Raw genomic sequence first — 26,226 nt, forward strand, 5'->3', positions numbered from 1 at the left:
CGAATCCATCGACCCTTCGACCCAGCCTGGGCCCAGGGGTGCGCACGGCAGACGGTGTGCGGTTTGCACCCGATCCTTAGCTGCGTGACAATGGACTCACACGAACTGATCATTCAAAGGATGAGCATGAATATCACGGTCCAGAATACCGTCCCCGACACCGCGCGCATTACCCTGATCGGCGAGCTGCACGATGGCAGCTTCAAGGCGCAGGTGATGACCGAGACCGCCGTGCCGTACACGCCCTACTGGGACAATCTGCTCGAACAACGCATCGTTTATATCCAGCCCGACGATGAACAGCTCGGTTCGATCGTGACGGCGCTGAACGAACGCCGTCTGTCACTCGACGAGTTGCAGAATTACGGCAGTTCGGACGGCGGGACCTCGTCGATCCCGGTCTGACATCACAGGATGCCCTTGCCGTCCACGCCAAGGATCTCGTCGTGGCGTTCCTTGTCGGTCTTGTGCAGATAACCGGCGGTGGTGGCGATATTGGCGTGGCCGGCCGTGTCTTGCAGGGTCTTGAGCTGGACCCCGCTATTGGCGTGGTTGGTCAGCATGCTGTGGCGTAGCCAGTGCGGCGACGCCTGGCGCAGCATGGACGCGCTATCGCCGTCGCCCCGGGCCGCCGCCTCGCTGGCGGCCAGCTGGAAGATTGCCTTCAACGCCTCGGAGGCCGCCTCGTCGGTGACGCGCACGTGGTCGCGCGTGCGGCTCGACAGCACCAGCGGCATGTGGTCGCCGCGGCTGGTCTGCTCCAGCAGGCCAAAGGCGCGCCGGTAGTCGCGGTAGGCGGCCAGCGTGGCCGGCGGCACCGGCAGCCGGCGCGGCTTGTTGCCCTTACCCAGGACGTCCAGCCACCAGCGGCCATCGCCCTCGCTATAGATCGAACCCATGCGGGCGCTCACGATCTCGTTGAGGCGCGCGCCGGTCTGGGCGAAGGCGATCAGCAGGAAGCGGTCGCGGGCGCGCTGGCGCGCCGCGGCTTCGGAATCGGCGTCGCGCGCCTCGGCCGCGGCCAGCGCATAGGCCAGCGCGGCGGGCGTCAGGTAGCGCGTGATGCGGCCGGCATGGGGCGCCCGTACATTGCGCACCAGGCGCGCCGGGTTGCGGCGCAGATAGCCGGTGTGCTCGGCGAAGGCCAGCAAGCCCTTGATGGCGATCATCGACTGGCGCCGGCTGGTGTCGGATAACGGGCCCGAGAACGGGCGATAGCGCGCATCGTTGCGCGGCCACTTGGTGGTGCACACCCATTCAGGCGGCGGGCTGCGGATGAATTCCTTGTAGGCGTTCAGGTCGGCCACGTTCAGCTGCTGGAAGGTCTTTTTTGCTTCTTCGCGGCACCAGGTCAGGAAGCGGTAGAGCTCCTTCTGCAGGTTGGCGATGGACTTGGGACTCAGCTCGCCATGCGAGATGTATTCGCGCGCCAGTTCGGCGTCGTTGCGGGCCGAGGTGACCGGCTCGTCATGTACGCCCGAGAAGATGCCGGCGTCCGGGCGACTCGCCGCCGCCCGGTCCGGATGTTCGGTGGGCAGTGGCTCGAGGTCGATCGGCAGGAAGACGGGCATGGGACGAAATGGCAAGAACTGTATGGATATACAGTATAGCACCGGCCTTGCCGATTGCGTAGGCATCATGCTTGAGGCCGCTCGAATGTCGTCCTTTGGAGCGGTCGAGTCCTACAGCCGCCCGCCCTGCAGGCCGATAGTGAGCGGGCCGAGCCTGCCCGACAATGCGGTATCGATCCCGCCCTTTCATACAATTTCTTACTTCGAGGAGACACCATGAACACCGCGTCCAACCCAGGCTCAGGCACGGACGACAGCGTCACCGTAGGCGTCGGTGGCCAGACCAGCGGCCAGCAAGACGCCACCCCGAGCCACGAGAGCCAGACCGAAACCGGCGGCAACGGCGGCCCGGGCCTGACCCGCAACCAGTCCGGCCCCTACGTCAATGCGCCGGACGGTACCGAAGACGCGGCCGCCATCGCTGTCGAGACGATTGAAGCCGCGCCGCGGACCGAATCGGTGGACGCGGCCATGACCCATGCCAATCCAGGCGCCCAGGACACCCGGTCCGGCCAGGCCCGTGTGCGCGAAACCGGCCTCGGTGCGCCCGAGACGGGCGGCAACCAGGACGAGCGCGATCTGCCGCCGGCCCGGCCCTGATCAGGTGCCTGTGCGTTCGCGCCTGGCCAGCCTGCTCCACCAGACCCAGGACACGATCGCATTGACCCAGAAGCACAGGTAAAGGAAGGCCGTAAGGTGCAACCCGCGGCTGTAGTACAGCGGCACGGCGATGGTATTGACCAGCAGCCAGACCGGCCAATTCTCGATGCGCCGCTGCATCATCAGGAGCTGGGCGATGACGCTGAACACCAGTACCGCCGAATCGATGAAGGGCGCGTAGGCATTCGTATAAAAATGGAGCAAGGCGCCGTAGGCGGCGGTGGCGGCAATGCCGGCCGGTATCATCCATGCCAGGCTGCGCCAGCCGGCGTGGGTGATCGGTAGCGGCGCCCCATCATTGCCATGCAGCCAGCGCCACCAGCCCAGCACCCCGGTGCCGACAAAGAATATCTGCAGGACGACGTCGGCGTATAAATGGTTCTGGGCGAACAGCACGCCGAACAGCGTGCAGCCGACGATGCCGGTCCACCAGGTGTGGACGTTGTTGCGGCCAGCCAGCAGGATGGCGGCGGCCGTGAAGGCGTTGGCCGCCAGTTCGAGCGGGCTGGTCATCATCTGCGCTCCAGGATTCGGGAGCGCTACTGTAAGGCACGCGCGTGCCCTACTGCAAGAATTACAGCTTGATGGTCCCGTGCTCGCCGTCCACGTCAGGCTGGGTGCCGGTCACGGCCGCCTTGGCCATGGCGAACAGGCGCACCATCTTGCTGTCGTTCGAATCCCAGTACTCGGCGGCGTGCGGGTCGACCCGTACCAGCACCGCGTGCTGGTCTCCCGGGCCGGCCGGGAACCAGGCCTGGACCATCGGATTCCAACGGGCCTCGACCTGCGCGCGGTCGACGACCCGCTCGGCGCGGCCGCTGACCGAGACATAGGTGCTGTTCTCATTGTCGGCGAAGCTGACGTTGACCTCGGGCTGGTGCGCGATGCTGTCCCACAGCTCGGTGGTCGAGTTGACGAAGAACCAGATGCCCCCTTCGGCGTCGACGTCCTGCTTGGTCATCGGCTGGCTGACCAGGTGGTCGTACTGGTCGCGGAAGGTGAACATGGAGAAGCGCATCGAGCCGATCCGGTCGGCGAGCGCGGCTGCGTGGTGGCGGTCTGCGGTCATGGTATGTCCTTGATGGGTGACTAAAACCCTATCCTAACGTGCCTGATGGCCGCTTTTCGGTGCGGGGCCGTACAGTGATGACCGAGCTGGATACCTTCCCCCGGCCTGACATATCGACCACAAATCGCTTATAGTGATGCCTCTGTACAAATATGACATTGCCATGAAATTTGACGTCGCGATCGTCGGCAGCGGCCTGGCCGGCCTGTCCGTTGCCCTGCACCTGGCCGAGACCCGCAAGGTCGCCATCATCTCCAAGCGCGCATTGCGCGATGGCGCCAGCAGCTGGGCCCAGGGTGGGATCGCCGCCGTCCTTGATTCGGGCGACAGTCATGACCAGCACATCGACGACACCCTGGTCGCCGGCGCCGGCCTGTGCGACGAAGGGGCGACCCGCGCCATCGTCGAGGGTGGCCGCGCCGCCATCGAATGGCTGATCGAACAAGGCGTCCCGTTCACCCGCGACGCCACGGCCGAGCTGGGTTTCCACCTGACCCGCGAAGGCGGCCATAGCCAGCGCCGCATCATCCACGCCGCCGACGCCACCGGCCACGCGGTGCAGGTGACGCTGGAACAGAAGGTGCGCGCGCATCCGAATATCGCGCTGTTCGAGCACCACGTGGCGATCGACGTGATCACGTCCGACAAGCTGGGCGCCGACGGCGTCCATGCGGGCGCACCCTCGCTGGTCGGCCAGCCGCGCTGCCTTGGCCTGTATGTGCAGGACATCGAGAGCGGCAAGGTCCTGACTTTCGAGGCCGAACACACGGTGCTGGCCACCGGCGGCGCCGGCAAGGTCTACCTGTACACCACCAATCCCGACACCGCCACCGGCGACGGCATCGCCATGGCCTGGCGCGCCGGCTGCCGGGTGTCGAACATGGAATTCATCCAGTTCCACCCGACCTGCCTGTACCATCCTTACGCCAAATCGTTCCTGATCACCGAGGCGATCCGCGGCGAAGGCGGGCTGCTCAAGCTGCCGCGCGAAGCCGGCGCCGTGGCCGGCACCCGCTTCATGCCGGCCCACGACGAGCGTGGCGAGCTGGCCCCGCGCGACGTCGTCGCCCGCGCCATCGACTTCGAGATGAAGAAACGCGGCCTGGATCACGTGGACCTGGACATCAGCCACCAGGATCCCGAGTTCCTCAAGGAGCACTTCCCGACGATTTACGCACGCTGCCTGGAGCTGGGCATCGACATCACGCGCGAACCGATCCCCGTGGTGCCGGCCGTGCACTTCACTTGCGGTGGCGTGGTCACCGACCTGGCCGGGCGCACCGACATTCCCGGCCTGTATGCGGTGGGCGAAACTGCCTGCACCGGCCTGCACGGCGCCAACCGCCTGGCCAGCAATTCGCTGCTGGAATGCGTGGTGGTGGGCCGCGCCTGCGCCGGGCATATCGCTGCTAGCCTCCCGGTGGAGCATCCCGCGCTGCCGGCCTGGGACGAGAGCCGGGTCACGAATGCCGACGAAGAAGTGGTCATCGCCCACAACTGGGACGAGCTGCGCCGCTTCATGTGGAATTACGTCGGCATCGTGCGCACCACCAAGCGCCTCGAGCGGGCCGAGCACCGCATCAAGCTGCTCAAGGAAGAGATCGACGAGTACTACCGCAATTTCCGCATCACGCCCGACCTGCTGGAGCTGCGCAACCTGGTCGAGGTGGCGCACCTGATCGTCAAGAGCGCGCTGTCGCGCCACGAAAGCCGCGGCCTGCATTATTCGCGCGATTTCCCGGACACCCTGCCGAAGGCGCTGCCGAGCGTCTTGACGCCGCGGCGCGGCTGAGATGTCGACGCCCGGCTATCGGCTGACCCCGGCCACCGCCCTGCTCCTGACCATCCCACCCGTGCTGTGGGCCGGCAATGCCATTGTGGGCCGCCTGGTGCGCGACGCGGTGCCGCCGATGACGCTCAACCTGATCCGCTGGTCGATCGCGCTGGCCGTGCTGCTGCCGCTGGGCCGCGCCGCCCTGCGCCCCGGCAGCGGCGTATTGACCAACTGGAAGCGCTACAGCATGCTCGGCCTGCTGGGCGTCGGCCTGTACAACTCGCTGCAATACCTGGCGCTGCAAAGTTCGTCCCCGATCAATGTGACCCTGGTCGCCTCTGGCGTCCCGGTATGGATGCTGCTGGTCGGACGGCTGTTTTTCGGCATCCCGGTCAAGCGCAGGCAGGTCGCGGGGGCGGTGCTATCGATCGCGGGGGTGCTGGTGGTCCTGTGTCGCGGCTCGCTGGCCGAACTGGCGGCGCTGCGGCTGATGGCGGGCGACCTGTACATGATCCTGGCCACCATCGCCTGGTCCTTCTATAGCTGGCTCCTGATGCAGCAAAAGGACGTGCCGGCGCTGCGCGCGGACTGGGCCGCCTTCCTGCTGGCCCAGGTCGGGTTCGGCGTGCTGTGGTCGGGCGCGCTGGCCGGCGGCGAATGGGCGCTCAGGGACGTGCACATCGCCTGGAGCTGGCCGCTCGTCGCCGCCCTGCTGTACGTGGCGATCGGCCCGGCCATCATCGCCATGCGCTGCTGGGGCGCCGGCGTGCAGCGCGCCGGGCCGAGCCTGGGCGCCTTCTTCATCAACCTGACGCCGCTGTTCACGGCGCTGCTGTCGTCGGCCTTTTTGGGCGAGGCGCCGCACCTGTATCATGTGCTGGCGTTCGGGATGATCGTCGGTGGGATTGCGGTATCCGCCAGATAAGCGGCGCTGACCCGGGGAATCGTGTGTGGCCCCAGGATTGCCGATGTTACGATCCCATGCATGGGAGGAAGAAGCGGCATGGCAGAAGGTCTCAGCATTCACGACGGCGTCGACGCGCTGGCCTCTTTTTTGGCAAGGCACCCGCGCACCCTGGTCCTGACCGGCGCCGGCCTGTCGACCGCCTCCGGCATCCCCGATTACCGCGACCGTGACGGCGTGCGCCGCGGCCGCCTGCCGATCCAGGGCCCGGAATTCCGGCGCGACGTCGCGGTCCAGCGGCGTTACTGGGCGCGCAGCATGGTCGGCTGGCCGTTGCTGGCGCGCGCCAGGCCCAATGACGGCCACCGCGCCCTTGCCGCCCTCGAAGCGGCCGGCAAGCTCGGCTTCATCCTGACCCAGAACGTCGACGGCCTGCACCAGCAGGCCGGCAGCCACGCGCTGCTCGAATTGCACGGCAATATCCACCACGTGACGTGCCTGGCCTGCCATGCGCGCTTCCCCCGTGCTTTTGTGCAGACCCAGCTCGAATTCGCCAACCCGGCCCTGCTGCAGGCGATGGCCGCGCCGCTGCCGGATGGCGATGCGGCGCTCGATCCCGACGCCGTCACCGGCGTCGAGATTCCCGTCTGCGTGCACTGCGGCGGTGTGCTGATGCCCGACGTCGTCTTTTTCGGCGATAACGTGCCGCCCGCGCGCACCGCCTGCGCGCTGGCCCAGATGGAGGCGGCCGACGCGCTGCTGGTGGTCGGTTCCTCACTGATGGTGTATTCGGGCTTCCGCTTCTGCCGGCTGGCACAGGCGGCCGGCAAGCCGATCGCCGCCATCAACCTCGGCCGTACCCGCGCGGACGACATGCTGGCGCTCAAGCTCGAGGCGACGGCCGAACAGATCTTGCCGCAGGTGGCGCAACTGCTGGGGGCGAACCTGCTGGCGCCGCCATCCGACCTTATCGACCATAGGGGGACCATGTGATCAGCACCTATCGAAGCACAAACGCAAGCAGCACGCGGCGCCTGTCGGCCGGCGTCGCCATCGCCGGCCTGGGCCTGCTGGCATCCTGGCTGCTGGTACGCGCCAAATCCCGGCGCGCCGAACGCGAACACCCGCCAACGGGCAGCTTCATCACGGTCGATGGCGTCAAGCTCCATTACTTGGAGCGCGGCCAGGGCCCGGTGCTGGTGCTCTTGCACGGCAATGGCGTCGACGCCACCGACTGGGAACACAGCGGCCTGCTGGACGCCGCCGCCGGGCATTACCGGGTTATCGCCTTCGACCGTCCCGGCTTTGGCTACAGCGAACGGCCGCGCACCACGGTCTGGACCCCGGACCGCCAGGCGCGCCTGCTGCACCACGCGCTGCAGGAACTGAACGTGGACAGCGCCATCGTCGCCGGCCATTCCTGGGGCACGCTGGTGGCGCTGAGCATGGGCCTGCAGGTGCCGGACTTCGTGCGCGGGCTGGTGCTGGTCTCGGGCTACTACTATCCGAGCGTGCGGATGGACGTGCTGGTCGGTGCGCCGCCGGCCATTCCGCTGGTAGGCGACGCGCTGCGCTACACCGTGGCGCCGCTCGCCGGGCGCCTGATCTGGCCAGCCGCGGTCGGGCGCGCGTTCGCGCCCTTGCCTGTATCCGAGCGCTTCCGCTCAGTGTCTCCGTGGATGTCCCTGCGTCCCGGCCAATTGCGGGCGAATGCTGCAGATAGCAGCCTGATGGTGCCGGCCGCGATGTCGCTTGCGCGGCGGTTTGGAAGGCTGAAGGTGCCCGTGCAGATCCTGTCCGGCACCCAGGATGGCGTCTGCGACTGCGCCCACAATGCCGAGCGATTGCATGCGGCGCTGCGCCACAGCGAGCTGTCGGTCACGCCCGGGGTGGGCCATATGCTGCATTACGCCGAACCGGGCAAGGTGCTGGGGGCGATCGATGCGATCGCGTCCCAGGTCGGCGTACCGGCCCACTTGCCGAGTGCGCGCGAGAATGCGGTCGCGGCGGCCGGCGAAAGCGGAGTTTAGCTGCTACCGAGCTTGATGGCCAGGCCGGTGAACAGGCTGGCCGCCATCGCCAGCGACAGCACGCCATGCACCGCGGTCGAGCCGATCGACGATGCCTCGGCCGAGTCGTCGCGCTTGAGCGCCATTGCGCGGCCCAGCACCACCGGGCGCAGGAAGCCGCGGAGGCCGACCAGCAGCATGCCGATGCCGAAGAACAGCTCGGCCTTCCTGTCATACATGATGCCGTCGAGGAGCTGGGGCACGCCCAGCAGCAGGCCGAAGCCCAACCAGAACAGGCGAAAGCCGAGCGAACGTTTCAACTTGTCGGAAGTCGTCATGAAGATCCTGTGAAAATGAATGGTCAGATGATGCGCAGCGAGTAATCGGTGGCGCGTACATCCTTGGTCAGGCTGCCAATCGAGATGCGGTCGACGCCCGTTTCGGCGATCGCGCGCACCGTCTCCATATTGATGCCGCCGGATGCCTCGAGCAGCGCGCGGCCGGCATTGACCTGCACCGCTTCACGCATGCGCGCCAAGTCGAAATTGTCGAGCAAGACCGACTTGACGCCGGCATCGAGCGCTTCCTGGAGCTGGGCGATGGTCTCGACCTCGATCTGCACCGGGGCGCCGGCGTTCAATGCGGCCGCCGCCTGCAGCGCGGCCGTCACGCCGCCCGCCGCCGCGATATGGTTTTCCTTGATCAGGATGCCGTCATACAGCGCCATGCGCTGGTTCTTGCCGCCCCCGACGCGCACCGCATATTTCTGCGCCAGGCGCAGGCCCGGCAAGGTCTTGCGGGTGTCGAGGATCGCCGCATCCGTACCGGCAATGACGTCGACGTAGCGGCGGGTGGCCGTCGCCACACCGGACAGCAGTTGCATGAAATTGAGCGCGCCGCGTTCAGCGGTGAGCAGTGAGCGCGGATTGGCGCGGATCGTGCAGACCGTCGAGTCAAGCGTCATGAGCTCGCCCTCGGCATAGTGCCAGTCGATCTCGGTGTCCTGGTCGACCGCCAGCATCAGGCCTTCGAACCAGGGCGCGCCGCACAGCACGGCGGCTTCGCGCACGATCACCCGGGCCGTCACCAAGGTATCGTTCGGCACCAGCTTGCCCGTCAGGTCGCCGGTGCCGACGTCTTCGAGCAGCGCGGCCAGGATGTTCTGCTCGAAGGCGGCCTGCAGCTTGTCGTCGAACTGGGCGTGGGGATTCTTCAGTGTGGTCATGCCGGTCCTACCCCCGAGAACATCGGGGCATTGTTTTCCAGTTTGCCGGTCGGCAGTGCTTTGGCGCGCTTGGCGGCGGCGAAATCGAGCATGCGATCGATGGCGCGTTTCGCTTGCAGGCCCACAGCCGGGTCGACGTGGATCTGGTTGGCGCCCGATTCGATGTCGGCCAGCGCATCTGCCACATTCCGCAAGCCGTTCATCGCCATCCAAGGGCAGTGCGCGCAGCTCTTGCAGGTCGCGCTGTTTCCCGCGGTCGGCGCCTCGATAAAGGTCTTACCCGGGGCCGCCATCCGCATCTTGTGCAGGATGCCGTTGTCGGTGGCAACGATGAAATGGGTTGCGTCCATCGTCTGGGCCGCGTTGATCAGCTGGGTGGTCGAGCCGACGGCGTCGGCCTGGGCCACGACATTGGCGGGCGACTCCGGGTGCACCAGCACTTTCGCATTCGGGTATTCGGCCTTGAGCAGGTCGAGTTCGATGCCCTTGAATTCGTCGTGCACCAGGCAGGAACCCTGCCACAGCAGCATGTCGGCGCCGGTCTTGGCCTGGATATAGGAACCCAGGTGGCGGTCGGGCGCCCACAGGATCTTCTTGCCCTGGGCATGCAGTTCGGCCACGATGTCCAGGCCGATCGACGAGGTCACCATCCAGTCGGCGCGCGCCTTCACGGCGGCGCTGGTATTGGCATACACGACGACGGTGCGGTCGGGATGCTGGTCGCAGAAGGCCGCGAACTCATCGGCCGGGCAGCCCAGGTCGAGCGAACAGGTCGCGTCGAGGTCGGGCATCAGGATGGTTTTCTCGGGGCTCAGGATCTTGGCGGTCTCGCCCATGAAGCGCACGCCGGCCACCACCAGGGTCTGGGCCGCGTGGTCGCGGCCGAAGCGCGCCATCTCCAGCGAATCGGAGACGCAGCCGCCGGTTTCCTCGGCCAGGTCTTGCAGGTCGGCGTCCACGTAATAGTGGGCCACCAGCACGGCGCCCTTCTCTTTCAGCAGGCGCCGGATGCGGTCCTTCAGTTCGGCGCGCTCGGCCATCTCGGGCGCGCTCGGGATTTTCGCCCAGGCCTCGGCGGTGCAGGCCATGCCGGCCTGGGGCCGGTCGTATTCGTAGGTCTTGATTGGTACTGTTACGGCATTCATGCTCGCGCGTCTCCTCGCGTTGGCGGGGACCTGCCCCGCCATCTCCTTCAAATGGCTACCCGTGAGTCAGTCGATGCCCTGGCTGCGCAGGTATTCCTCGTAGTTGCCGTGGAAGTCAACCACGTCGTTCTCGCGGATCTCGATGACGCGGGTGGCCAGCGACGACACGAACTCGCGGTCGTGCGACACGAAGATCAGGGTGCCGGCGTACTTGTCGAGCGCGATGTTCAGCGATTCGATCGATTCCATGTCCATGTGGTTGGTCGGCTCGTCGAGCAGCATCACATTGTGACGGCCCAGCATCAGCTTGCCGTACATCATGCGGCCCTTCTCGCCACCCGACAGCACCTTGACCGACTTCTTGACTTCGTCGCCGCCAAACAGCAGGCGGCCCAGGATTGAGCGCACGGCTTGGTCGTCGTCGCCCTCTTGCGTCCAGCGGCCCATCCAGTCGGTGAGGGTTTCGCCGCTGGCGAATTCCTCGGTCGGATCCTGCGGCATATAGCCGGGGTTCGCGTTCTCGGCCCACTTCACGCGGCCGCTGTCCGGCTGCAGGTTGCACAGCTCGCCGCCAATCGTGCGCAGCAGCGTGGTTTTACCGGCGCCGTTGGCGCCGATGATCGCGATGCGCTCGCCCGCCTCGACCATGATCGAGAAGTTTTTAAATAACTGACGCTCGTAGGCTTTCGAGATGTTCTCGGCTTCCACTGCCAAGCGGTGCAGCTTCTTCTCGCCTTCGAAGCGCACGAAGGGATAGGCGCGCGAAGAAGGCTTGAATTCCTCGATCTTGATCTTGTCGATCTGCTTGGCGCGCGACGTCGCCTGGCGCGCCTTCGATTTATTGGCCGAGAAGCGGCGCACGAAGTCCTGCAGTTCGGCGACCTTCTCCTTGGCCTTGGCGTTGTTCGCCAGCTGCTGGTTGCGCGCCTGGGTCGAGGCCAGCATGTAGTCGTCGTAGTTGCCCGGATAGACCTTCAGGGTGCCGTAGTCCATGTCGGCCACGTGGGTGCAGACCTGGTTCAGGAAGTGACGATCGTGAGAAATGATGATCATGGTGGAATTACGCTCGTTGAGCATGTTTTCCAGCCAGCGGATCGTGTTGATGTCCAGGTTATTGGTTGGTTCGTCGAGCAGCAGGATATCCGGATTCGAGAACAGGGCCTGGGCCAGCAGCACGCGCAGCTTCCAGCCCGGCGCCACGGCGCTCATCGGACCCTGGTGCAGGTCGGTGCCGATTTCCAGGCCCAGCAGCAGTTCGCCGGCGCGCGCCTCGGCCGAGTAGCCGTCGTATTCAGCCACTTTGCCTTCGAGCTCGGCCGCTTTCATGTAGTCGTCGTCGGTCGCTTCCGGGTTGGCGTAGATCGCATCGCGTTCGGCGATCGCGTTCCACAGCTCGGTGTGTCCCATCATGACGACGTCCAGCACGCGCACGTCTTCGTAGGCGAACTGGTCCTGGCGCAGCTTACCGAGGCGCTCGCCCGGATCCAGGCTGACGTTGCCGGCCGACGGCTCGAGGTCGCCGCCCAGGATCTTCATGAAGGTCGACTTGCCGCAGCCGTTGGCGCCGATCAGGCCATAACGGTTGCCTTCGCCAAATTTGACGGAAATGTTCTCGAACAGCGGCTTGGCGCCGAATTGCATCGTGATATTGGCTGTGGATAGCACTGTATTACCCCAAAAAGCATATTTGATTAACCGGCTATTTTACCATTCTGCGCCTTGCCAGGCGAATAAGGGTCGATTCCGGACAGCGGCTGGCGCGTCAGGCGCGCAGATCAGGCGCGAACCAGCGTTGGATAGTCGGACAAGGTCAGGCGAAAGCCAATGGCATCGGACACCAGGTGGCCTTGGGCGCCGAACGGAATGGTGACGCGGCGCTCGATGTGACCGAACGAGAGGCCCGTCAATACCGGCAGCGGCAGGGTCTGGCGCAGGTAGGCCAGCATGGCGTCGAAGTCGTAGCCGTTGTCGAGCGGTCCCAGGCGATAGCCCGAAAAGTCGCCTAGCACCACGGCCTGCTGGCGCTCGAGCACGCCGGCCTGCATCAGTTGGAGCAGCAGGCGCTCGACCCGGTACGGATGTTCGGCGATGTCTTCGAACCACAGGATGCCGTCGTCGATGCGCGGAAAGTATGGCGTGCCGATCATGGCGCCGATCATGGCCAGATTGCCGCCCCAGACGGTGCCGCGCACGTCGAGCGCTGGATTGCCGGCCACGCGCTCGGTGATGGTATGCGTGGGGCCGGCCAGGCAGGTCCAGAAATCGTCGAGCGTGAACGCGACCGGTTCGAGCGCGCCGAAGTCGCCCGCGATCATCGGCCCGGCATAGCTGAGGCCGCCCGCCCTCGCCATCAGGCCCATGTGCAGGGCCGTCAGGTCGGAAAACCCGACCACGATCTTGCCGCTGGCGGCGATCGCCTCGAAGTCGATGCGCGGCAGCAAACGGCTGATGCCATAGCCGCCGCGCAGGGCGATGATGAGGTGCACGTCGGGGTCGGCCGCGGCGGCATGCAGTTGTTCCAGGCGCGCGTCGTCGGTGCCGCCGAAGCGCAGGTAGGAGCAGCTGTGGTCGTAGTAATTACGCACCAAAAAGCCCTGCTCCTCGAGGCGCGCGATGGCGCGTTCGAGCGCCAATGGTTCGGGAATGCAGCCGGCTGGCGCCACGATGGCGATGCCGGGACGGGAAATGATCACTGTTTGACGTAGAGCCGGGGTGTTGAATCTGGCAACATCTTACCCCGCGCATGGGAGTCGATCAAGGCAAGGATGCGCTCGACCAGCTGGGGCGGCAAATCGTGGCCCATCCCTTCGATGATCTCGAGCCGCGCACCGTCGATGTGGCGCGCGACATCCTGGCCGCAGGCCACGGGCAGCAGCGGATCGGCGGCGCCGTGGATGACGAGGGTGGGCGCCGCGATCGCCGGCAGCAGCGCGCTGCGCTCGCCCGCGGCAAGCAGCGCCAGCATCTGACGCGCACTGCCGCCTGGGCAGTAGCAGCGCCGCATGGAGCGCGTGACCCGCTTGCGCAACTGCCGGTCGGGCGTCGGATAGGACGGGCTGCCCAGTGCCCGCAGCAGCCCGACCGCGTGGTCGATGACGCTATCGAGATTGCTTGGGTCGGCCGGATGGCTGGCCAGCGCCTTGCGCACTTTTGCGCTCGGCCCCGGCAAGCCGCGCCGGCCGCTGGTGGACATGATGGAGGTCAGGCTCAGCACCCGCTGTGGGTGGCGCGCGGCCAGCTGCTGAGCGACCATGCCGCCCAGCGCCGAGACGCCCACCAGGTGCGCCCGGGCCACGCCCAGCGCCGACAGCACCCCGAGGGCGTCGGCCGCCATATCGTCGATGCCATATGGCGAGCGCAGCGGCCAGCCGAGGGCCGCCTTGATGCGCGCCAGCGTGAGATTCGGGGTGCCGGCCAGTTCGAACTTGGTCGACAGGCCGGTGTCGCGGTGGTCGAAGCGGATCACGTAAAAGCCGAGCTCGACCAGGCCTTCGACGAATTCGTCGGGCCAGTTGGTCAGCTGCATGCCGAGGCCGTGGATCAGGAGCAGGGGCGCGGATTTGGGGTCACCCGCGGTGTCGAAGGCGATGCGCAGGCCATTGGCGTGGAGAGTAGGCATGACGGCAGGTCAGGAGCGCGTAATGTGGCGCCGCCTGGCGCCGATGCTGTTCGTGGTTCACATCCCGATGGTCGGACGGCCGTGCCGTCATGGCGACTTGAAATCAGCATAACAGCTTATTGGCGCGCATGGCGCTCCGCCTGATGGAATGCGCCCCGGGGCGCCCCCAGGCTTACCCCTGGACCGCGGCCGGCTTGCGCGCAGCGTTGCGGCGTTCCACGAAAAAGGCCTTGAGCAAGGCGCTCGCCTCTTCTGCCATGACGCCGCCGACCACCTCGGTGTGGTGGTTCAGCCTGTCTTCGTCGAACAGATTGACGACCGAGCCGCAGGCGCCGGTCTTGGGGTCGGTCGCCGCATACACCACCTTCGCCAGGCGCGCATGCATCATCGCCCCCGAGCACATGATGCAGGGTTCGAGGGTCACATACAGCTCGCAACCGGGCAACCGGTAATTGCCCAGCTTTTCGGCGGCCGCGCGCAGGGCGACGATCTCGGCGTGAGCGGTCGGGTCGTGGCCACTGATCGGCTGGTTGAAGCCGGTCGCGATGACTTCGCCATCCTTGACCACCACGGCGCCGACCGGCACCTCGCCCCGGCCCCAGGCCAGCTGCGCCTGGGCCAGGGCCAGTCCCATATAGCGCCCTTCCGCAGTCTCGATCGGCGCTTGCTGGGCCGCCTGGACGGTCGGATCCGGCATCATTCCGTGATCTCGGCCCAGCAGTTCGGGGTTTCGTGCAGCACCAGCTTGTGCAGGCGCAGGCCGGTGCCGTAGCGGTCGATGAACACGGCCTTCAGGATGTCAAACGCGACCTGGGCCAGGTTCTCGACGGTCGGGATGCGGTCGATCACGATCGTCTTGTGGTCCGGCAGCGATGCCAGGAACTCACGCACCTTGTCATCCTTTTCGTACACGATGAAGGCGTGGTCCCACACGTCGACCAAGTGCTGTTTTGCCAAGGCCTTCACGTCGGAGAAATCCATGATCATTCCATTGTCGGAATTGCCATCGGAATCGATAACCTGGCCTGTCAGAGTAATCTCAAGGGTATAGCGGTGGCCGTGCAGGTTGCGGCACTGGCTTTTGTGGTCGGGAATCCGGTGTCCGGCATCGAATTCGAGCTTGCGGGTAATGGTCAACATGCTGCGTGTGGATCTTTAAGGAATCTGAAGAAGTTTATGGGTCTGGAGGCTGAGCTTCCATTTCGGGTTGGCGCGGCAGGTCTCGATGGCCAGCTGGATATTGCGGGCGGCCAGCGGGCCGTCCATCGCCTGCACGAAGAAGTGCTCGAAGTCGAGCCCTTCATAGGCGGCCAGGTCCTGGCCGAGCTGCGGGATGACGACCTTGATCTCGCTGCCCTTGTGCACCACCAGCGTCGAGCCCATCTTGGGGCTGACGCAGATCCAGTCGACGCCTTCCGGCACCGGCAGGGTGCCGTTGGTCTCGATGGCGATGGTGAAGCCGCGCGCATGCATGGCGTCGATCAGGGGGCGGTCGAGCTGCAGCAGCGGTTCGCCGCCGGTGAACACCACGTACTTGCTGGCCGGATAAGTGGCTGGCCACAGGCTGTCGATCTCGGCCGCCAGCAAGTCCGCTTCCTTGAACTTGCCGCCGCGCTCGCCATCGGTGCCGACGAAATCGGTATCGCAGAACTGGCATACGGAGGTCGAACGGTCGGCTTCGCGTCCAGTCCAGAGGTTGCAGCCGGAAAACCGGCAGAACACGGCCGGCCGTCCCGCGTGGGCGCCCTCCCCCTGCAAGGTATAGAAGATCTCTTTGATGCTGTAAGTCACGTTAAGCCTCTCGTCAACCTTCCATTATAGCGCGGCCTGTCGTGCGACGGGTAGCGTGGCCTCGCGGTTGCTGCCGTTCCAGAAAACGTGCCGTGTAGCAGGCGCTTGAGAAGAAACAATATTCCTACAGCCGCACGGCGGTATGGTCCTACGGAATGTTCCGAATCCGGTAAGAGGGCTACCCATGAAAAAGTCTTCGGTTTTCCTAGTTTTCCTATCCTTGCTTGCCCACCGCGCCCAGGCCAGCGAAGCGCATGTACAGGTGCCCCTGCCCTGGCGCAGCGCCGCGCCGGAGATGCTGGCCTGCGTCATGGTCACGCTGGCAGCCCTGGTGCTGGCCTACATCGGCCTGCGCCGCAGCGTCACGACCGATGAACGGGCTCGCGCCCTGCAGCACCAGCTCGCGGCCGAGCGCGAGGCGCGCTGCCAGTCCGACCAGGCGCTGGCCGACAACCACGACGTGCTGTGCCGCATGGTGCGCCAGCACGAAGGCGTGCGCGAATGCGAGCGGACGCGGATCGGATGCGAGTTGCAGGCCGAGCTGGGCCGCCGCTTGTCGAGCTTGCGCGACGAGATGGCGAGCCTGCAAGAGTGCGCCCAGGCCACGCCCGCCCTCGCCGCCCGTCTGGAGCGCGCGCTGGGCGGCATCCACGGCGCCATCCACGCGGTGCGCGCTGTCGCCGGCGGCCTGCGCGGCGCCAATCCGGGTGACGGCCTGCGCCAGGCGCTGGAGCGCTGCCTGGCCGAGCACGCCCATCGCCACGGCCTGCGCTACCGCTTCGAGGCCGGCGTCGATCCGCGTTCGCGCGCCAGCCAGGACCGGGCGGCGAGGCTGGCCGTGTTCCGCGTGTTGCAGGACGTGCTCGCCGGCGCCGCGCGCAAGGTCGGCGGCCGCGCCGACGATCAGGAGCGCGAACTGCACGTCCGGTTGCTCGAAGGCGCCAGCACGCTCGGCCTGGAGATCGACGGCTGCGCCGGTTCGGTGGACGACGTAACCGCCCTGCCCGTCGAGCTGGTCGAGCACATCCGCGCCATGGGCGGTGTGCTGCGCATGGTGGCCACTGCCGAGCGGCGCGCCCGCTGGACGCTCTCGGTGCCGGTATCCGCTGCCGTGTACAATCCGGTGCAGGATGCGCCCCTCAGCCTGTCCGCCATCACGGCAAAGGCGGCCTGAACCGTCCAGCGTTGCAAAATGCCACCTCGCCATTGTCCTTGCTCAAAATCAATGGCCTGACCCTGCTCGTGTTGCAGTATCGGTCCCTAGCAGCAACTAACCAGTTGCCGCTCTCCGATACCGCAACCACAGAGGACGGCTCATGAGCGCACCCAGCAAAGGCACAGGCCCGACAGACCTGGTCGAGGACGTGGCATTCGTGGGGCAGTTGATGGAAAGCCTGTCGGTGCCGGTATTCGTGCTGGACACCGATGCCCGCGTCATGATCTGGAACCGCGCCTGCGAGGAACTGACGGGCGTGCCGGCGTCCGAGGTGCTCGGCACCGGTGACCACTGGCGCAGTTTTTACGAAATCCAGCGCCCCACCCTGGCCGACATGGTGCTCAAGGGCCGGCGCGACGAGGCCCGGCTTGCCTCCGGGATGGATGGCCGCTCTCCCAGCCCCCTGTCGATCGAGAGCTGGTGCGACATGCCGCGCGTCGGCCGGCGCCGCTACCTGGCGGCCGACGCCAGCCCGATCTTCGATGCCAGAGGCCAGCTGTCGGCCGTGGTCGAGACCCTGCGCGATCTCACCGACGCCAAGATGGCCCAGATCGCGCTCGAGCAGTTGGCCACGCGCGACGGCTTGACGGGCCTGGCCAACCGGCGCTGCTTCGACGATACCTTGCATGAGGAATGGACGCGCGCGCTACGCCAGATGCAGCCGCTGTCGCTGCTGATGGTGGACGTCGACAACTTCAAATCGTATAACGACGCCCACGGCCACCTGGGCGGCGACGAATGCCTGAAACGGGTGGCGCGCGCCGTGGCCAGCGAGATGCGGGCCAACGACCTGGTGGCGCGCTACGGCGGCGAAGAGTTCGCCGTGATCCTGCCCAACCAGTCGCTGAAAGGCGCCGCCATCGTGGCCGAGCGCATCCGCTGCCGGGTCGAACAGCTGCAACTGCCATGCCGCTTCGCGGCCGGCCACGTGACGGTGTCGATCGGGGCCGCCACCGCCGTCGCCGGACCCGACAGCCATGCCAGCCAGCTGGTCGCGATCGCCGACGCCGCCCTGTACCGCGCCAAGCACCTGGGGCGCAACCGCATCAGCCTGCCGATGTCGGAAGCCGCGTAAACACGGGTATTCATCGGTAGTCCTGCGGCTGTTCATTCCTTGGCGGATAGACTATCCTTCGCGATTGTCTATTTCCCAAGGAGACATCGTGTTCCAATCGACCCTGTCGCGCACCACGCTCGCGACATTGATTTCCGGCGTGGTCCTGGCCGGCGCCGCCCATGCCGCTCCAGCCGCTGGGACTGCCAAGCCAGCCACCGGTGGCGACGTGCTGCCGTTCAAGGCCACCGAAAAACTGCTTCCCAACGGCCTGAAGGTCATCGTGGTGCCGACCGGCTTCCCGAACCTGGTCTCGGTGCACATCCCGGTGCAGACCGGTTCGCGCAACGAAGTCGAGCCGGGCAAGTCGGGCTTCGCCCACTTCTTCGAGCACATGATGTTCCGCGGGACGCCGACCTACCCTCCAGAAAAATACCAGGAAGTGATCACGAAGGCCGGCGCGCGCCAGAACGCGTATACCAGCGACGACCTGACCAATTACTACACCACCTTCGCCAAGCAGGACCTGGAGACGGTGCTGAAGGTCGAGGCCGACCGCTTCCAGCACCTGTCGTATCCGGTCGAGGCCTTCAAGACCGAATCGCGCGCCGTGCTGGGCGAATACAACAAGAACAGCGCGAACCCGATGTCGAAGCTGTTCGAGGTGCAGCGCGACGCAGCCTACACCACCCATACCTACAAGCACACCACGATGGGCTTCCTCAAGGACATCGAGGACATGCCCAACCAGTACGATTACTCGAAGGTCTTCTTCGACCGCTGGTATCGTCCCGAAAAGACCACCATCATCATCGCCGGCGACGTCGAGCCGGCCAAGGCGATCGCGATGGTCGAGAAATACTGGGCCGGTTGGAAGCGCGGCGCCTTCAAGTCGAACGTGCCGGTCGAACCGGCGCCGCGCGGCGCCCAGTACCGCCACGTGGCGTGGCAGACGCCGACCCTGCCGCTGGTGACGGTCGCCTACCGCGCCCCGAGCTTCGTCGCCCAGCAGAAGGAGCAGGCGGCCCTGTCGATGGCGCTGTCGCTGAGCTTTGGCCGCACCTCGCCGTTGTACAAGCGCCTGGTGCAGGACGAGCAAAAGGTCGACCAGCTGTTCGACTTCACCCCGAACCGGGTCGATCCGACCCTGGCCACCATCGGTGCGCGCGTGAAAAATCCGGCAGACGCGCTGATGGTGCGCGACGCCATCCTGCAGACGGTGGCGAAACTGCGCGACGAACCGGTGAGCGCCCAGGAACTCGAGGCCGCCAAGTCGGCCCAGAAGTATGGCCTGATCCGCTCGCTCGACAATACCGAGGCGATCGCCTCCACCCTGGCTTCCTACGTGCACTTCGAGCGCTCGTACGGCACCCTCAACGGCTACTACCGCGCGATCGACAGCCTGAGCCCGGCCGACCTGCAGGCCGCCGCGCGTAAATACCTGGTCGACGACAGCATGGTAGTCACCACCCTGTCGCATGACGCGCTGCCGAAGGGCATCGAGCAATTGCCGAAGCCGGCGTCGTTCGCTCCGCAGGCAATCGTTGCGAAATTCGACGTGCTGGTGCAGAAATCGGCCTTGCCGCAGATCCGCTTCAAGCTGCTGTTCGCCGTCGGCTCGGCTCACGACCCGAAGGGCAAGGAAGGCCTGGCCGCCCTGACCGCGGCGATGGTGGCCTCGAGCGGTTCGCGCGAGCGCAAGATCGACGAGGTGACCAAGGCGCTGTTCCCAATGGCCGGCAGCCTCACCGAGCAGACCGACAAGGAAATGACGACCTTTACCGGCACCATCCACAAGGACAACTGGGACCAATTCCTCGGCATCGCCATGCCTTTGCTGACCGACCCGGGCTTTCGCGAGGAGGATTTCCGCCGCCTGAAGGACGCCCAGCGTAATGCCCTGGTGCTGGACCTGAAGGACAATAACGAGGAGGAATTCGGCAAAGAGCGGCTGCAAGCGAATGTATTCGCCGGCACCGGCTACGGTCATCCGGTGCTGGGCACCGTCGCCGGCATCGACGCCATCACCCTCGACGACGTGAAAGCCTTCTACGCCAGGGCCTATACCCGCGGCGCCGTGAAAGTCGGCATCTCGGGCGACGTGTCGGATGCGATGACGGCTTCGCTCAAGGCGCAGTTGGCGCGCCTGCCGCAAGGCGCGGGCTTACCCGCCACGAGCGTGCCGAAAGGCCGCATCCCGAATGGCCTGGAAGTGGAAATCGTCGAGAAGAACACCCGCGTCACCGCGATGTCGTTCGGCCTGCCGCTCGACGTCACGCGCACGCACCCGGACTTCGCCGCCCTGTGGCTGGCCAAGACCTGGTTCGGCGAACACCGCTCCTCGAGCGCCCACCTGTACCAGCGCATCCGCGAAGAGCGCGGCATGAACTACGGCGACTACGCGTACATCGAAGCCTTCCCGCGCGGGATGTTCCAGTTCTTCCCGAACCCCAACCTGGGCCGCAAGGCGCAGCTGTTCGAGGTCTGGATCCGCCCGGTGGCGCCGCAGAACGGCCACTTCGCGCTGCGCGTGGCGCTGCACGAGCTGGGCAAGATGGTCGACGCGGGCATCAGCCAGGCCGACTTCGAGACCACCCGCGACTATCTGATGAAGAACGTGTTCGTGATGACCGCGACCCAGGACCAGCAGCTGGGTTACGCGCTCGATTCAGAGTGGTATGGCACGCCGGAGTTCACGACCATGATGCGCGACGCCCTGTCGAAGCTGAGCGCGGCCGACGTCAATGCCGCCATCAAGAAGCACCTGTCGGCCAAGAACCTGTCGGTGGTAATCATCACCAAGGATGCGGCCGGCCTGAAGCAGGCGCTGGTGAGCGATGCCTTCTCGCCGATCAAGTACGACGCCAACAAGCCGCAAGCCTTGCTGGACGAGGACAAGCAGATCGGGTCGATGAAACTGGACATCAAGCCGGAGGCGGTGACGATCACGCCGGCGGCCGAGGTGTTTGCCAAATAAGTTGGCTTAAAGACGACGTCCCCGCGAAGGCGGGGACCCAAGTTTGTCAGCGTTGCAGCAAATCCGGCAGGAGCGGTGCTGCAAGCTTACCTTGGGTCCCCGCCTGCGCGGGGACGACGTGCAAGATGCAACTCCAGGAGACGAAGTTATCGCAACTCCTGAAGTTTGCCTTTAAACGCTCAACGCATCATCCGATCCCAGCCGTGACGCACGGCTGATTTCATCTTTTCCCACGTCGACTGTTCGCCCGGATAACGGGTATCCCAATCGTTGCGCAGGTCGGTCTCGACGTCGTTCCACGGACGGCCGCGGTACTTGTCGTTGAGCGCCATCTCCGAACCGTAGCTGTAGGCAGGACGGTATTCGTCATACGCTTCGCCGCCGGCGCCGTAGACCGAGTTCCAGTGGTTGCGGTAATAGGCGTCGTTATCGCCGTCGGTCATACGGTCCCAGCCGCGGCGCACGGCGGATTTCATCTTGTCCCAGGTCGAAGGACCGCCATCGCCCGGATAGCGGCGATCCCAGTCGCTGCGCAGGTCGGTCTCGACCGCGTCCCAGCTGCGGCCGCGGTACTGGTCGTTGCGCGCCATTTCCGAACCGTAGCTGTAGGCCGGACGGTACTCGTCGTACGCGCCGCCGGCGGCGCCGTAGGTCGTGTTCCAGTGATCGCGGTAGTAGACGTCGTCGTCATTGTCGTCGGTCATGTGGTCCCAGCCGTGGCGGACGGCGTTCTTGACGCGGTCCCAGGCCGACGGTTCGCTGGTGTCGCTGCCGGTCGTGCTGAAGTCGCGGGTGCCGTCGATGCGGTTGTCCCAGCCGGTGCGCAGGGTGCCCTCGACGTCGTCCCATGGCTGGTTGCGATACAGTTCGCTGCGGCGCGCTTGGCTGCCGTAGGCATAGGCCGGTTTCAGCTCCTCGAACTTCGTGCCGCTGGACGCATAGGTGCTGTCGTAGTGGCTGCGGTACAGGTCGTCGTCATCGTCGCGGGTCATGCGTTCCCAGCCGTGGCGCACCGCGGCCTTCATTTTTTCCCAGGTCGATGGTTCGCCGCCGTTGGCGTAGCGGCTGTCCCAGTCGCTGCGCAGGTCGGTTTCGATGTCGTCCCAGGCGCGGTTGGTGTAGCGGCCGCTGCGCGCGGCTTCGCTGCCGTAGCTGTAGGCCGGCAGGTAGTCGTCGTAGGCCGCGCCGGTGGCGCCGTAGGTGGTGTTGAAGTGGTTGCGGTAATCGCTGTCGTCGTCGTAACCACCCATGGTGCTCGACGCCGAACCGGCGCTGCCGCCCAGGCCCAGCGCGGCGTCGGACGCGCCGCGCGAGAAGATGCGCACGCCGCTGCGCTGCTTGTCCAGGCTCGCGCTGTCGCCGCTCAGCGAGCCGGTCTGGCTGCCCTGGAGATCGCGCTGCAGCGAGTCGCTGCGGATCGAGCCGTCCAGGGCCGAGCCCTGGAGCGATGAGGTGCTGCCCGCCGAGGCGGTCGAGCCCAGGTTCGACCCCTGGGCCGCGATGCGGTCGTTGTCCAGCTGCGCGCTGCCGGCCGACAGGCCGCCCTGCTGGCTGCTGTCGAACGGCGCATTCTGCACCGGGTCGTCGCGCAGGGTCGAGCTTTGCAGCGAGGTGCCGCCGGTGGCGGTCAGGCCGCTGGTGCCCAGCGATTCCTGGTGGGTGCCGCCCACGGTCTGGCCCTGGTTCAGGGAACCTTGCTGGAACAACTCGCGTTCGCCCGGATTGTCGAGCCTTGGCGTCGGCGCCGCCTGTGCATTGCCGAGCGAGCCGGACTGGGCCGACATCGACGACGATTGCTGCATGCCGGTGCTGTTGCCCATGCGCATGGCGCCGGCGCTGATGCCGCCCGATGCGAGGTCCGGGGTGCCGGTGGCGTTCTCGTCGATGTCGGTCGGGCCGTAGCGTTCGACGATGTCGGCGCCGCGCTCGACTTCCGGCAGCGAGTTCGCGACCAGCGTCAGCACGTGGTGGCCGCGGGTGACCGCGCCCTCGTAGCGGCTCACGTGTTCGGCGTTATCCGAACCAAACAGGTCACTGAAGAAATTCTTGATGCTGGCGGTGATGCCGGTATCGCCGTCTTGGCTGCGTTCGATGTTGAGGTCGGAACGGCCGGTCTGGCTGTCGGTCTGGCCGGTCGGGTCGGCGTTGGACAGGCGCACGTCGGTACGGGTAAAACCCGACGACAGCAGTTCGTTCATTGCGTTCTGCGCGTCGGTGCGGTTGTCGAACACCGCGACGAGAGTATGTTGCATGGTCGTTCCTCCGAAAAAATGGTGGTACTGGCGCCGGCGGCGAAGGTGCCGCTGCTTGTGCGCTTTGTTGTCAAGATTACTCCAATACTGATGGGACTCGCGCACCATTGACCATTGGAAAGTTCATGTCAGAACAAGGCGAAATTGGGCGTCAGACCACCTACGGATGAGCACGTAGGCGCAGGACGACAAGGAGGGGAAACGCCGGTCGTCACCCGGCATGGACAGCGCACCGGAACCGGTGCGCCGGGGTCAGGCGAACGGGTTGTCGATGGTCTTGATCTCGGGCGGCGGCAGCGCGTCGGGCAGGTCGCGCGCCTCGAGCGCGGCCACGATCTCGCCCAGCAGCGCGTGCAGGCGGCGCGCCTTGTCCAGCCCGGGCACGTCGGCGGTCAGGTCGACGTCGCCCGAGATCGTGATGCGGTCGACCCGGTTTTCCAGCATCAGGTCGCCAATGCCGGCGACGTCGGCTTCATTGGCGAACGGGGTGAAGGCGGTAGGTTTCTTCTTGCTCATGGCTTTCCTTTACGATCGGTTCTTGCGCTGCTTGATCTTGGGCAGGCGCAGCATGCGTTCCTTTTCCTTCGTCGACAGCGAAGGCAGCAGCTCGATGCCGACGATGCGCTCCAGTTCGGCCACCGGCACCACATTGATTGGCGCATCGGCGCGGTTCTCGGTGAACCAGGCCGCCGCCAGCTTCTGGCGCGGACTGTACACCACCTTGTACAGGTGGCTCGGCACGATCACATTGCCGACCTTCTTGAGGCTGGCGCCGAGGAAGGCCGGGCCGGTGATCACGTACAGCTCCCCTTCCCTCTTCGCCATGGTGCGCACCGCGCCCTCGATCGGGGCCCAGATGTGGCGATTGTGGTCGCGGTCCTGCGGGACCATATTGGCCAGCGAAAAGCTTTCGCGCTGGGTGCGGCGGTCGGGCATGTTCGCGTTCGGCGCCAAGTGGCCGCGGTCGAAGCCGCTGCGCGCATAGTCCGACAGCTCGGCGCGCTGACCGCGCGGCAGGCGCTGCTCGGCGTGGAACTTGTCGTCGCGGTCCAGGCCCTGGGCGCGCTTGAGGTTATCGGCGCTCACGTGTTCGGCCGACCACAGCGGCGTGCGGGTCACGCCCGAATGCACGACGCCGAACACGCCGTAGCACAGTTCGCGGGTGGCGTTGGCCAGTTTCTGGTTGCGGATCTCGGGCGCGCGGCCGTCGAGGTAGTGGACTGGGCAACTGGCGGCCTGGGCCGCACCGGCGGCGATCAGGGCGCCGACGACGGCGAGGCGGGCGAAGAGTCGGCCCAGGGGGGAGCGAAGCATGATGAGACGGCGATGGTGAAGAAAGCGCGCATTTTAGCTGAGCATGTGCTCCCGAGTATCAATTTGGATGCATAGGTGCGCACGATTGCCAAAGCAATTCCACGTGGAATGTTTTAAAATTAACGCTTTCTCAATTAGATTTTCCATTTGGGAAACATATCCACCACGAATGACCCACCCGCCGATCCCGGAGGATTTACGCCGCTTCGTCCTGACGAGCATTCCCTCCGTGCCCTTCCTGGAAGCCCTGCTGCTGCTGCGCGCCGACCCCACCCAGCAGTGGGAAAGCGCGATGCTGGCCAGCCGGCTGTATATCCGTGAGCGCGTGGCGAGCCAGCTGCTGGCTGACCTGTGCACGGCGGGCATTGCACAATCCTGCGGTCCGCCCGTGGCGCACTGCTACCGCTACGAGCCCGTCAGCGAGACCCTGCGCGAACGGATCGACCGCCTGGCCGACCTGTACGCGCGGCAGTTGGTGGACGTCACCCACCTGATCCACTCCAGCCTCGAGCGCCAGGCCTGGCAGTTCGCCGATGCCTTCCGCCTGCGCAAGGACGAATGAGATCAGGTAGGTGGCAAGCTGGGTTGTATGCAATAAACTGAAGTATTAATCAGATGCAATGAGCGGGCGCCAGGCGCCGACAAGAATAATGAGCATTACCTTCGGGACGATGTGATATGGGCGAAGTGATCTATACCCTCTGCATGCTGACCTCGCTGAGCTGCGCCGTGCTGCTGTTTGCCGGCTACCGGCGTACGCGCCTCCGGCTCCTGTTCTGGAGCGGCGCCTGCTTCGCGGGCATGACCTTGAATAATTTTTTGCTGTTATTGGACAAGGTCGTATTCCCGACCGAGGTCGACTTGCTGCCGTGGCGCCAGGCGAGCGCGCTGGTGGCCTGCCTGCTCCTGCTCTACGGCCTGATCTACGAGAAGGACTGAGACGATGACCCATATGCTGGCCGGCGCCATTGCCATGGCTTCCCTGATCATCGCCCTGTTCTTCGTGCGCTTCTGGCGCGCCAGCGGCGACCGTTTCTTCCTGTATTTCGCCCTGTCGTTCGCGATCGAGGGCTTGCACCGCGTGTACGCGGTAATGCGCGACGGCGGCGGCGAGGACTCGCCCTTGCACTACCTGATCAGGCTGCTGGCCTATGGCTTGATCTTGTGGGCCATCCTGGAAAAAAACCTGCCGCGCAAGAAGCGCCGCCCGTGACCGCGCCACCGCTGGCGTGCGCCTGGCGCGGGGGCGCTGCGCCATAATCAGGCCATGTCAAACACACCATGGAGGCAAGCGTGAGCACTCCCGAACACTCAGACCGCAAGCAGGATGCCCCGGTTCCCGCCGGCGGCCAGGACAACCGTTCCGATAACCTGTTGCCGGGCGACGAAGGCGCCGAAGACGGCCGCTTCGACGTGGCCGAAGAAGTGAACCTCGACCAGCAGTCCGACGAGGCGCGCAGGATCGGTCAGGCCCCGTCGCAGGGCATCGCCGATGCCATTCCCGAGGCCTTGCGCACGCCCGTGCCGTCGCAGCAGGTGCCGGACAAATCTTAGGATCGATGCACCCGAATGGCGCAAAATCGTTGACACGGCCCGGCTCCACACTTAGATTGCCGAAATAACTATATTATCGGGCTACGATCACC

The 26,226-nt window shown here is 65.7% G+C and carries 28 protein-coding genes; 13 read left to right on the forward strand and 15 right to left on the reverse strand.

Going from position 1 to position 26,226, the window contains the following annotated elements; translation table 11 throughout:
• Positions 1-126: 126 nt before the first annotated feature.
• Complete coding sequence (locus tag AC3A6F_RS11470; RefSeq protein ID WP_487680761.1) at positions 127-405, forward strand: hypothetical protein; 279 nt, start codon at positions 127-129, stop codon at positions 403-405.
• Positions 406-407: 2 nt separating this feature from the next.
• Here the strand turns inward: AC3A6F_RS11470 and AC3A6F_RS11475 are convergent, their stop codons facing one another.
• A complete protein-coding gene (locus AC3A6F_RS11475) occupies positions 408-1,571 on the reverse strand; it encodes a tyrosine-type recombinase/integrase (protein ID WP_487680763.1) in 1,164 nt (387 codons plus the stop codon).
• Positions 1,572-1,787: 216 nt separating this feature from the next.
• Between AC3A6F_RS11475 and AC3A6F_RS11480 the strand changes: the two genes are divergently transcribed.
• Positions 1,788-2,171, forward strand: a complete 384-nt coding sequence (locus AC3A6F_RS11480) for a hypothetical protein (protein ID WP_487680765.1) — start codon at positions 1,788-1,790, stop codon at positions 2,169-2,171.
• Here the strand turns inward: AC3A6F_RS11480 and pnuC are convergent, their stop codons facing one another.
• Both pnuC and AC3A6F_RS11490 read right to left on the reverse strand, forming a co-directional pair.
• Entirely contained in the window at positions 2,172-2,744 is a 573-nt protein-coding gene (pnuC, locus tag AC3A6F_RS11485; RefSeq protein ID WP_487681289.1) for a nicotinamide riboside transporter PnuC, read from the reverse strand. It lies immediately after the preceding gene.
• A 61-nt stretch (positions 2,745-2,805) separates the two neighbouring features.
• Entirely contained in the window at positions 2,806-3,300 is a 495-nt protein-coding gene (locus AC3A6F_RS11490) for a pyridoxamine 5'-phosphate oxidase family protein (protein ID WP_487680767.1), read from the reverse strand.
• A gap of 163 nt (positions 3,301-3,463) precedes the next feature.
• Between AC3A6F_RS11490 and nadB the strand changes: the two genes are divergently transcribed.
• From nadB to AC3A6F_RS11510, 4 genes are all read left to right on the forward strand, one after another.
• Positions 3,464-5,092 (forward strand): L-aspartate oxidase, encoded by a 1,629-nt coding sequence (gene nadB, locus AC3A6F_RS11495; RefSeq protein ID WP_487680769.1) that lies wholly within the window; start codon positions 3,464-3,466, stop codon positions 5,090-5,092.
• A gap of 1 nt (position 5,093) precedes the next feature.
• Positions 5,094-5,999: a DMT family transporter gene (locus AC3A6F_RS11500; protein ID WP_123071190.1), complete on the forward strand. Its 906-nt coding sequence runs from the start codon at positions 5,094-5,096 to the stop codon at positions 5,997-5,999.
• A 78-nt stretch (positions 6,000-6,077) separates the two neighbouring features.
• Positions 6,078-6,971: an NAD-dependent protein deacetylase gene (locus AC3A6F_RS11505; RefSeq protein WP_487680772.1), complete on the forward strand. Its 894-nt coding sequence runs from the start codon at positions 6,078-6,080 to the stop codon at positions 6,969-6,971.
• Entirely contained in the window at positions 6,968-8,008 is a 1,041-nt protein-coding gene (locus AC3A6F_RS11510) for an alpha/beta fold hydrolase (RefSeq protein ID WP_487680773.1), read from the forward strand. Before AC3A6F_RS11505 ends, AC3A6F_RS11510 begins: the two co-directional genes overlap by 4 nt.
• Here the strand turns inward: AC3A6F_RS11510 and AC3A6F_RS11515 are convergent.
• The 9 genes from AC3A6F_RS11515 to queE form a co-directional block, all read right to left on the reverse strand.
• Complete coding sequence (locus AC3A6F_RS11515) at positions 8,005-8,325, reverse strand: hypothetical protein (protein ID WP_487680775.1); 321 nt, start codon at positions 8,323-8,325, stop codon at positions 8,005-8,007. The two genes, AC3A6F_RS11510 and AC3A6F_RS11515, sit on opposite strands and share 4 nt — an antisense overlap.
• Before the next feature lie 23 nt (positions 8,326-8,348).
• Complete coding sequence (gene nadC, locus AC3A6F_RS11520) at positions 8,349-9,212, reverse strand: carboxylating nicotinate-nucleotide diphosphorylase (RefSeq protein WP_487680777.1); 864 nt, start codon at positions 9,210-9,212, stop codon at positions 8,349-8,351.
• The gene (gene nadA / locus AC3A6F_RS11525; protein WP_487680778.1) at positions 9,209-10,357 is read right to left on the reverse strand and encodes a quinolinate synthase NadA; all 1,149 of its coding nucleotides are present in this window, start codon (positions 10,355-10,357) and stop codon (positions 9,209-9,211) included. The genes nadC and nadA overlap by 4 nt, the downstream gene beginning before the upstream one ends.
• A gap of 66 nt (positions 10,358-10,423) precedes the next feature.
• The gene (locus AC3A6F_RS11530; RefSeq protein WP_487680780.1) at positions 10,424-12,022 is read right to left on the reverse strand and encodes an ABC-F family ATPase; all 1,599 of its coding nucleotides are present in this window, start codon (positions 12,020-12,022) and stop codon (positions 10,424-10,426) included.
• A 110-nt stretch (positions 12,023-12,132) separates the two neighbouring features.
• A complete protein-coding gene (gene ldcA, locus AC3A6F_RS11535; RefSeq protein WP_487680782.1) occupies positions 12,133-13,050 on the reverse strand; it encodes a muramoyltetrapeptide carboxypeptidase in 918 nt (305 codons plus the stop codon).
• Complete coding sequence (locus AC3A6F_RS11540; protein ID WP_487680784.1) at positions 13,047-13,976, reverse strand: alpha/beta fold hydrolase; 930 nt, start codon at positions 13,974-13,976, stop codon at positions 13,047-13,049. The genes ldcA and AC3A6F_RS11540 overlap by 4 nt, the downstream gene beginning before the upstream one ends.
• Positions 13,977-14,148: 172 nt before the next feature.
• Entirely contained in the window at positions 14,149-14,673 is a 525-nt protein-coding gene (tadA, locus tag AC3A6F_RS11545; protein WP_487681291.1) for a tRNA adenosine(34) deaminase TadA, read from the reverse strand.
• A complete protein-coding gene (gene queD, locus AC3A6F_RS11550; RefSeq protein ID WP_005670817.1) occupies positions 14,673-15,116 on the reverse strand; it encodes a 6-carboxytetrahydropterin synthase QueD in 444 nt (147 codons plus the stop codon). The genes tadA and queD overlap by 1 nt, the downstream gene beginning before the upstream one ends.
• 15 nt (positions 15,117-15,131) lie before the next feature.
• On the reverse strand, positions 15,132-15,767 hold the full coding sequence (queE, locus tag AC3A6F_RS11555) for a 7-carboxy-7-deazaguanine synthase (protein WP_487680787.1): 636 nt from the start codon (positions 15,765-15,767) through the stop codon (positions 15,132-15,134).
• Between the two features lie 220 nt (positions 15,768-15,987).
• On the opposite strand from queE, the gene AC3A6F_RS11560 reads away from it, so the two are divergent.
• The 3 genes from AC3A6F_RS11560 (at position 15,988) to AC3A6F_RS11570 (ending at position 21,014) form a co-directional block, all read left to right on the forward strand.
• Positions 15,988-16,941 carry a sensor histidine kinase gene (locus AC3A6F_RS11560; RefSeq protein WP_487680788.1) on the forward strand — a complete coding sequence of 318 codons (954 nt, stop codon included), beginning with the start codon at positions 15,988-15,990 and terminating at the stop codon, positions 16,939-16,941.
• Positions 16,942-17,083: 142 nt separating this feature from the next.
• Positions 17,084-18,058, forward strand: a complete 975-nt coding sequence (locus tag AC3A6F_RS11565; RefSeq protein WP_487680790.1) for a sensor domain-containing diguanylate cyclase — start codon at positions 17,084-17,086, stop codon at positions 18,056-18,058.
• An 88-nt stretch (positions 18,059-18,146) separates the two neighbouring features.
• On the forward strand, positions 18,147-21,014 hold the full coding sequence (locus AC3A6F_RS11570) for a M16 family metallopeptidase (RefSeq protein WP_487680792.1): 2,868 nt from the start codon (positions 18,147-18,149) through the stop codon (positions 21,012-21,014).
• 179 nt (positions 21,015-21,193) lie between these two features.
• Here the strand turns inward: AC3A6F_RS11570 and AC3A6F_RS11575 are convergent, their stop codons facing one another.
• The 3 genes from AC3A6F_RS11575 to AC3A6F_RS11585 form a co-directional block, all read right to left on the reverse strand.
• Positions 21,194-23,266 (reverse strand): hypothetical protein, encoded by a 2,073-nt coding sequence (locus AC3A6F_RS11575; RefSeq protein ID WP_487680794.1) that lies wholly within the window; start codon positions 23,264-23,266, stop codon positions 21,194-21,196.
• A gap of 252 nt (positions 23,267-23,518) precedes the next feature.
• Positions 23,519-23,782, reverse strand: coding sequence for a hypothetical protein (locus AC3A6F_RS11580; protein ID WP_487680796.1), 264 nt, complete (start codon positions 23,780-23,782; stop codon positions 23,519-23,521).
• Positions 23,783-23,791: 9 nt separating this feature from the next.
• Positions 23,792-24,580 (reverse strand): DNA/RNA non-specific endonuclease, encoded by a 789-nt coding sequence (locus AC3A6F_RS11585; RefSeq protein ID WP_487680798.1) that lies wholly within the window; start codon positions 24,578-24,580, stop codon positions 23,792-23,794.
• 169 nt (positions 24,581-24,749) lie between these two features.
• On the opposite strand from AC3A6F_RS11585, the gene AC3A6F_RS11590 reads away from it, so the two are divergent.
• From AC3A6F_RS11590 to AC3A6F_RS11605, 4 genes are all read left to right on the forward strand, one after another.
• Positions 24,750-25,142 (forward strand): hypothetical protein, encoded by a 393-nt coding sequence (locus AC3A6F_RS11590; RefSeq protein ID WP_487680800.1) that lies wholly within the window; start codon positions 24,750-24,752, stop codon positions 25,140-25,142.
• Between the two features lie 116 nt (positions 25,143-25,258).
• The gene (locus AC3A6F_RS11595) at positions 25,259-25,519 is read left to right on the forward strand and encodes a DUF5985 family protein (RefSeq protein ID WP_320474222.1); all 261 of its coding nucleotides are present in this window, start codon (positions 25,259-25,261) and stop codon (positions 25,517-25,519) included.
• Between the two features lie 4 nt (positions 25,520-25,523).
• Positions 25,524-25,793, forward strand: coding sequence for a DUF5985 family protein (locus AC3A6F_RS11600; protein ID WP_487680802.1), 270 nt, complete (start codon positions 25,524-25,526; stop codon positions 25,791-25,793).
• Positions 25,794-25,873: 80 nt separating this feature from the next.
• Positions 25,874-26,134, forward strand: a complete 261-nt coding sequence (locus AC3A6F_RS11605) for a hypothetical protein (RefSeq protein ID WP_487680804.1) — start codon at positions 25,874-25,876, stop codon at positions 26,132-26,134.
• Positions 26,135-26,226: the final 92 nt, after the last annotated feature.

The organism is Massilia sp. Soil_C_3, assembly GCF_057657035.1.

Coding starts and splice junctions, on each gene's coding strand:
- AC3A6F_RS11470 (WP_487680761.1), top strand. CDS start 127: ATGAATATCACGGTCCAGAATACCGTCCCCGACACCGCGCGCATTACC.
- AC3A6F_RS11475 (WP_487680763.1), bottom strand. CDS start 1,571: ATGCCCGTCTTCCTGCCGATCGACCTCGAGCCACTGCCCACCGAACAT.
- AC3A6F_RS11480 (WP_487680765.1), top strand. CDS start 1,788: ATGAACACCGCGTCCAACCCAGGCTCAGGCACGGACGACAGCGTCACC.
- pnuC (WP_487681289.1), bottom strand. CDS start 2,744: ATGACCAGCCCGCTCGAACTGGCGGCCAACGCCTTCACGGCCGCCGCC.
- AC3A6F_RS11490 (WP_487680767.1), bottom strand. CDS start 3,300: ATGACCGCAGACCGCCACCACGCAGCCGCGCTCGCCGACCGGATCGGC.
- nadB (WP_487680769.1), top strand. CDS start 3,464: ATGAAATTTGACGTCGCGATCGTCGGCAGCGGCCTGGCCGGCCTGTCC.
- AC3A6F_RS11500 (WP_123071190.1), top strand. CDS start 5,094: ATGTCGACGCCCGGCTATCGGCTGACCCCGGCCACCGCCCTGCTCCTG.
- AC3A6F_RS11505 (WP_487680772.1), top strand. CDS start 6,078: ATGGCAGAAGGTCTCAGCATTCACGACGGCGTCGACGCGCTGGCCTCT.
- AC3A6F_RS11515 (WP_487680775.1), bottom strand. CDS start 8,325: ATGACGACTTCCGACAAGTTGAAACGTTCGCTCGGCTTTCGCCTGTTC.
- nadC (WP_487680777.1), bottom strand. CDS start 9,212: ATGACCACACTGAAGAATCCCCACGCCCAGTTCGACGACAAGCTGCAG.
- nadA (WP_487680778.1), bottom strand. CDS start 10,357: ATGAATGCCGTAACAGTACCAATCAAGACCTACGAATACGACCGGCCC.
- AC3A6F_RS11540 (WP_487680784.1), bottom strand. CDS start 13,976: ATGCCTACTCTCCACGCCAATGGCCTGCGCATCGCCTTCGACACCGCG.
- tadA (WP_487681291.1), bottom strand. CDS start 14,673: ATGCCGGATCCGACCGTCCAGGCGGCCCAGCAAGCGCCGATCGAGACT.
- queD (WP_005670817.1), bottom strand. CDS start 15,116: ATGTTGACCATTACCCGCAAGCTCGAATTCGATGCCGGACACCGGATT.
- AC3A6F_RS11565 (WP_487680790.1), top strand. CDS start 17,084: ATGAGCGCACCCAGCAAAGGCACAGGCCCGACAGACCTGGTCGAGGAC.
- AC3A6F_RS11575 (WP_487680794.1), bottom strand. CDS start 23,266: ATGCAACATACTCTCGTCGCGGTGTTCGACAACCGCACCGACGCGCAG.
- AC3A6F_RS11580 (WP_487680796.1), bottom strand. CDS start 23,782: ATGAGCAAGAAGAAACCTACCGCCTTCACCCCGTTCGCCAATGAAGCC.
- AC3A6F_RS11585 (WP_487680798.1), bottom strand. CDS start 24,580: ATGCTTCGCTCCCCCCTGGGCCGACTCTTCGCCCGCCTCGCCGTCGTC.
- AC3A6F_RS11590 (WP_487680800.1), top strand. CDS start 24,750: ATGACCCACCCGCCGATCCCGGAGGATTTACGCCGCTTCGTCCTGACG.
- AC3A6F_RS11595 (WP_320474222.1), top strand. CDS start 25,259: ATGGGCGAAGTGATCTATACCCTCTGCATGCTGACCTCGCTGAGCTGC.
- AC3A6F_RS11600 (WP_487680802.1), top strand. CDS start 25,524: ATGACCCATATGCTGGCCGGCGCCATTGCCATGGCTTCCCTGATCATC.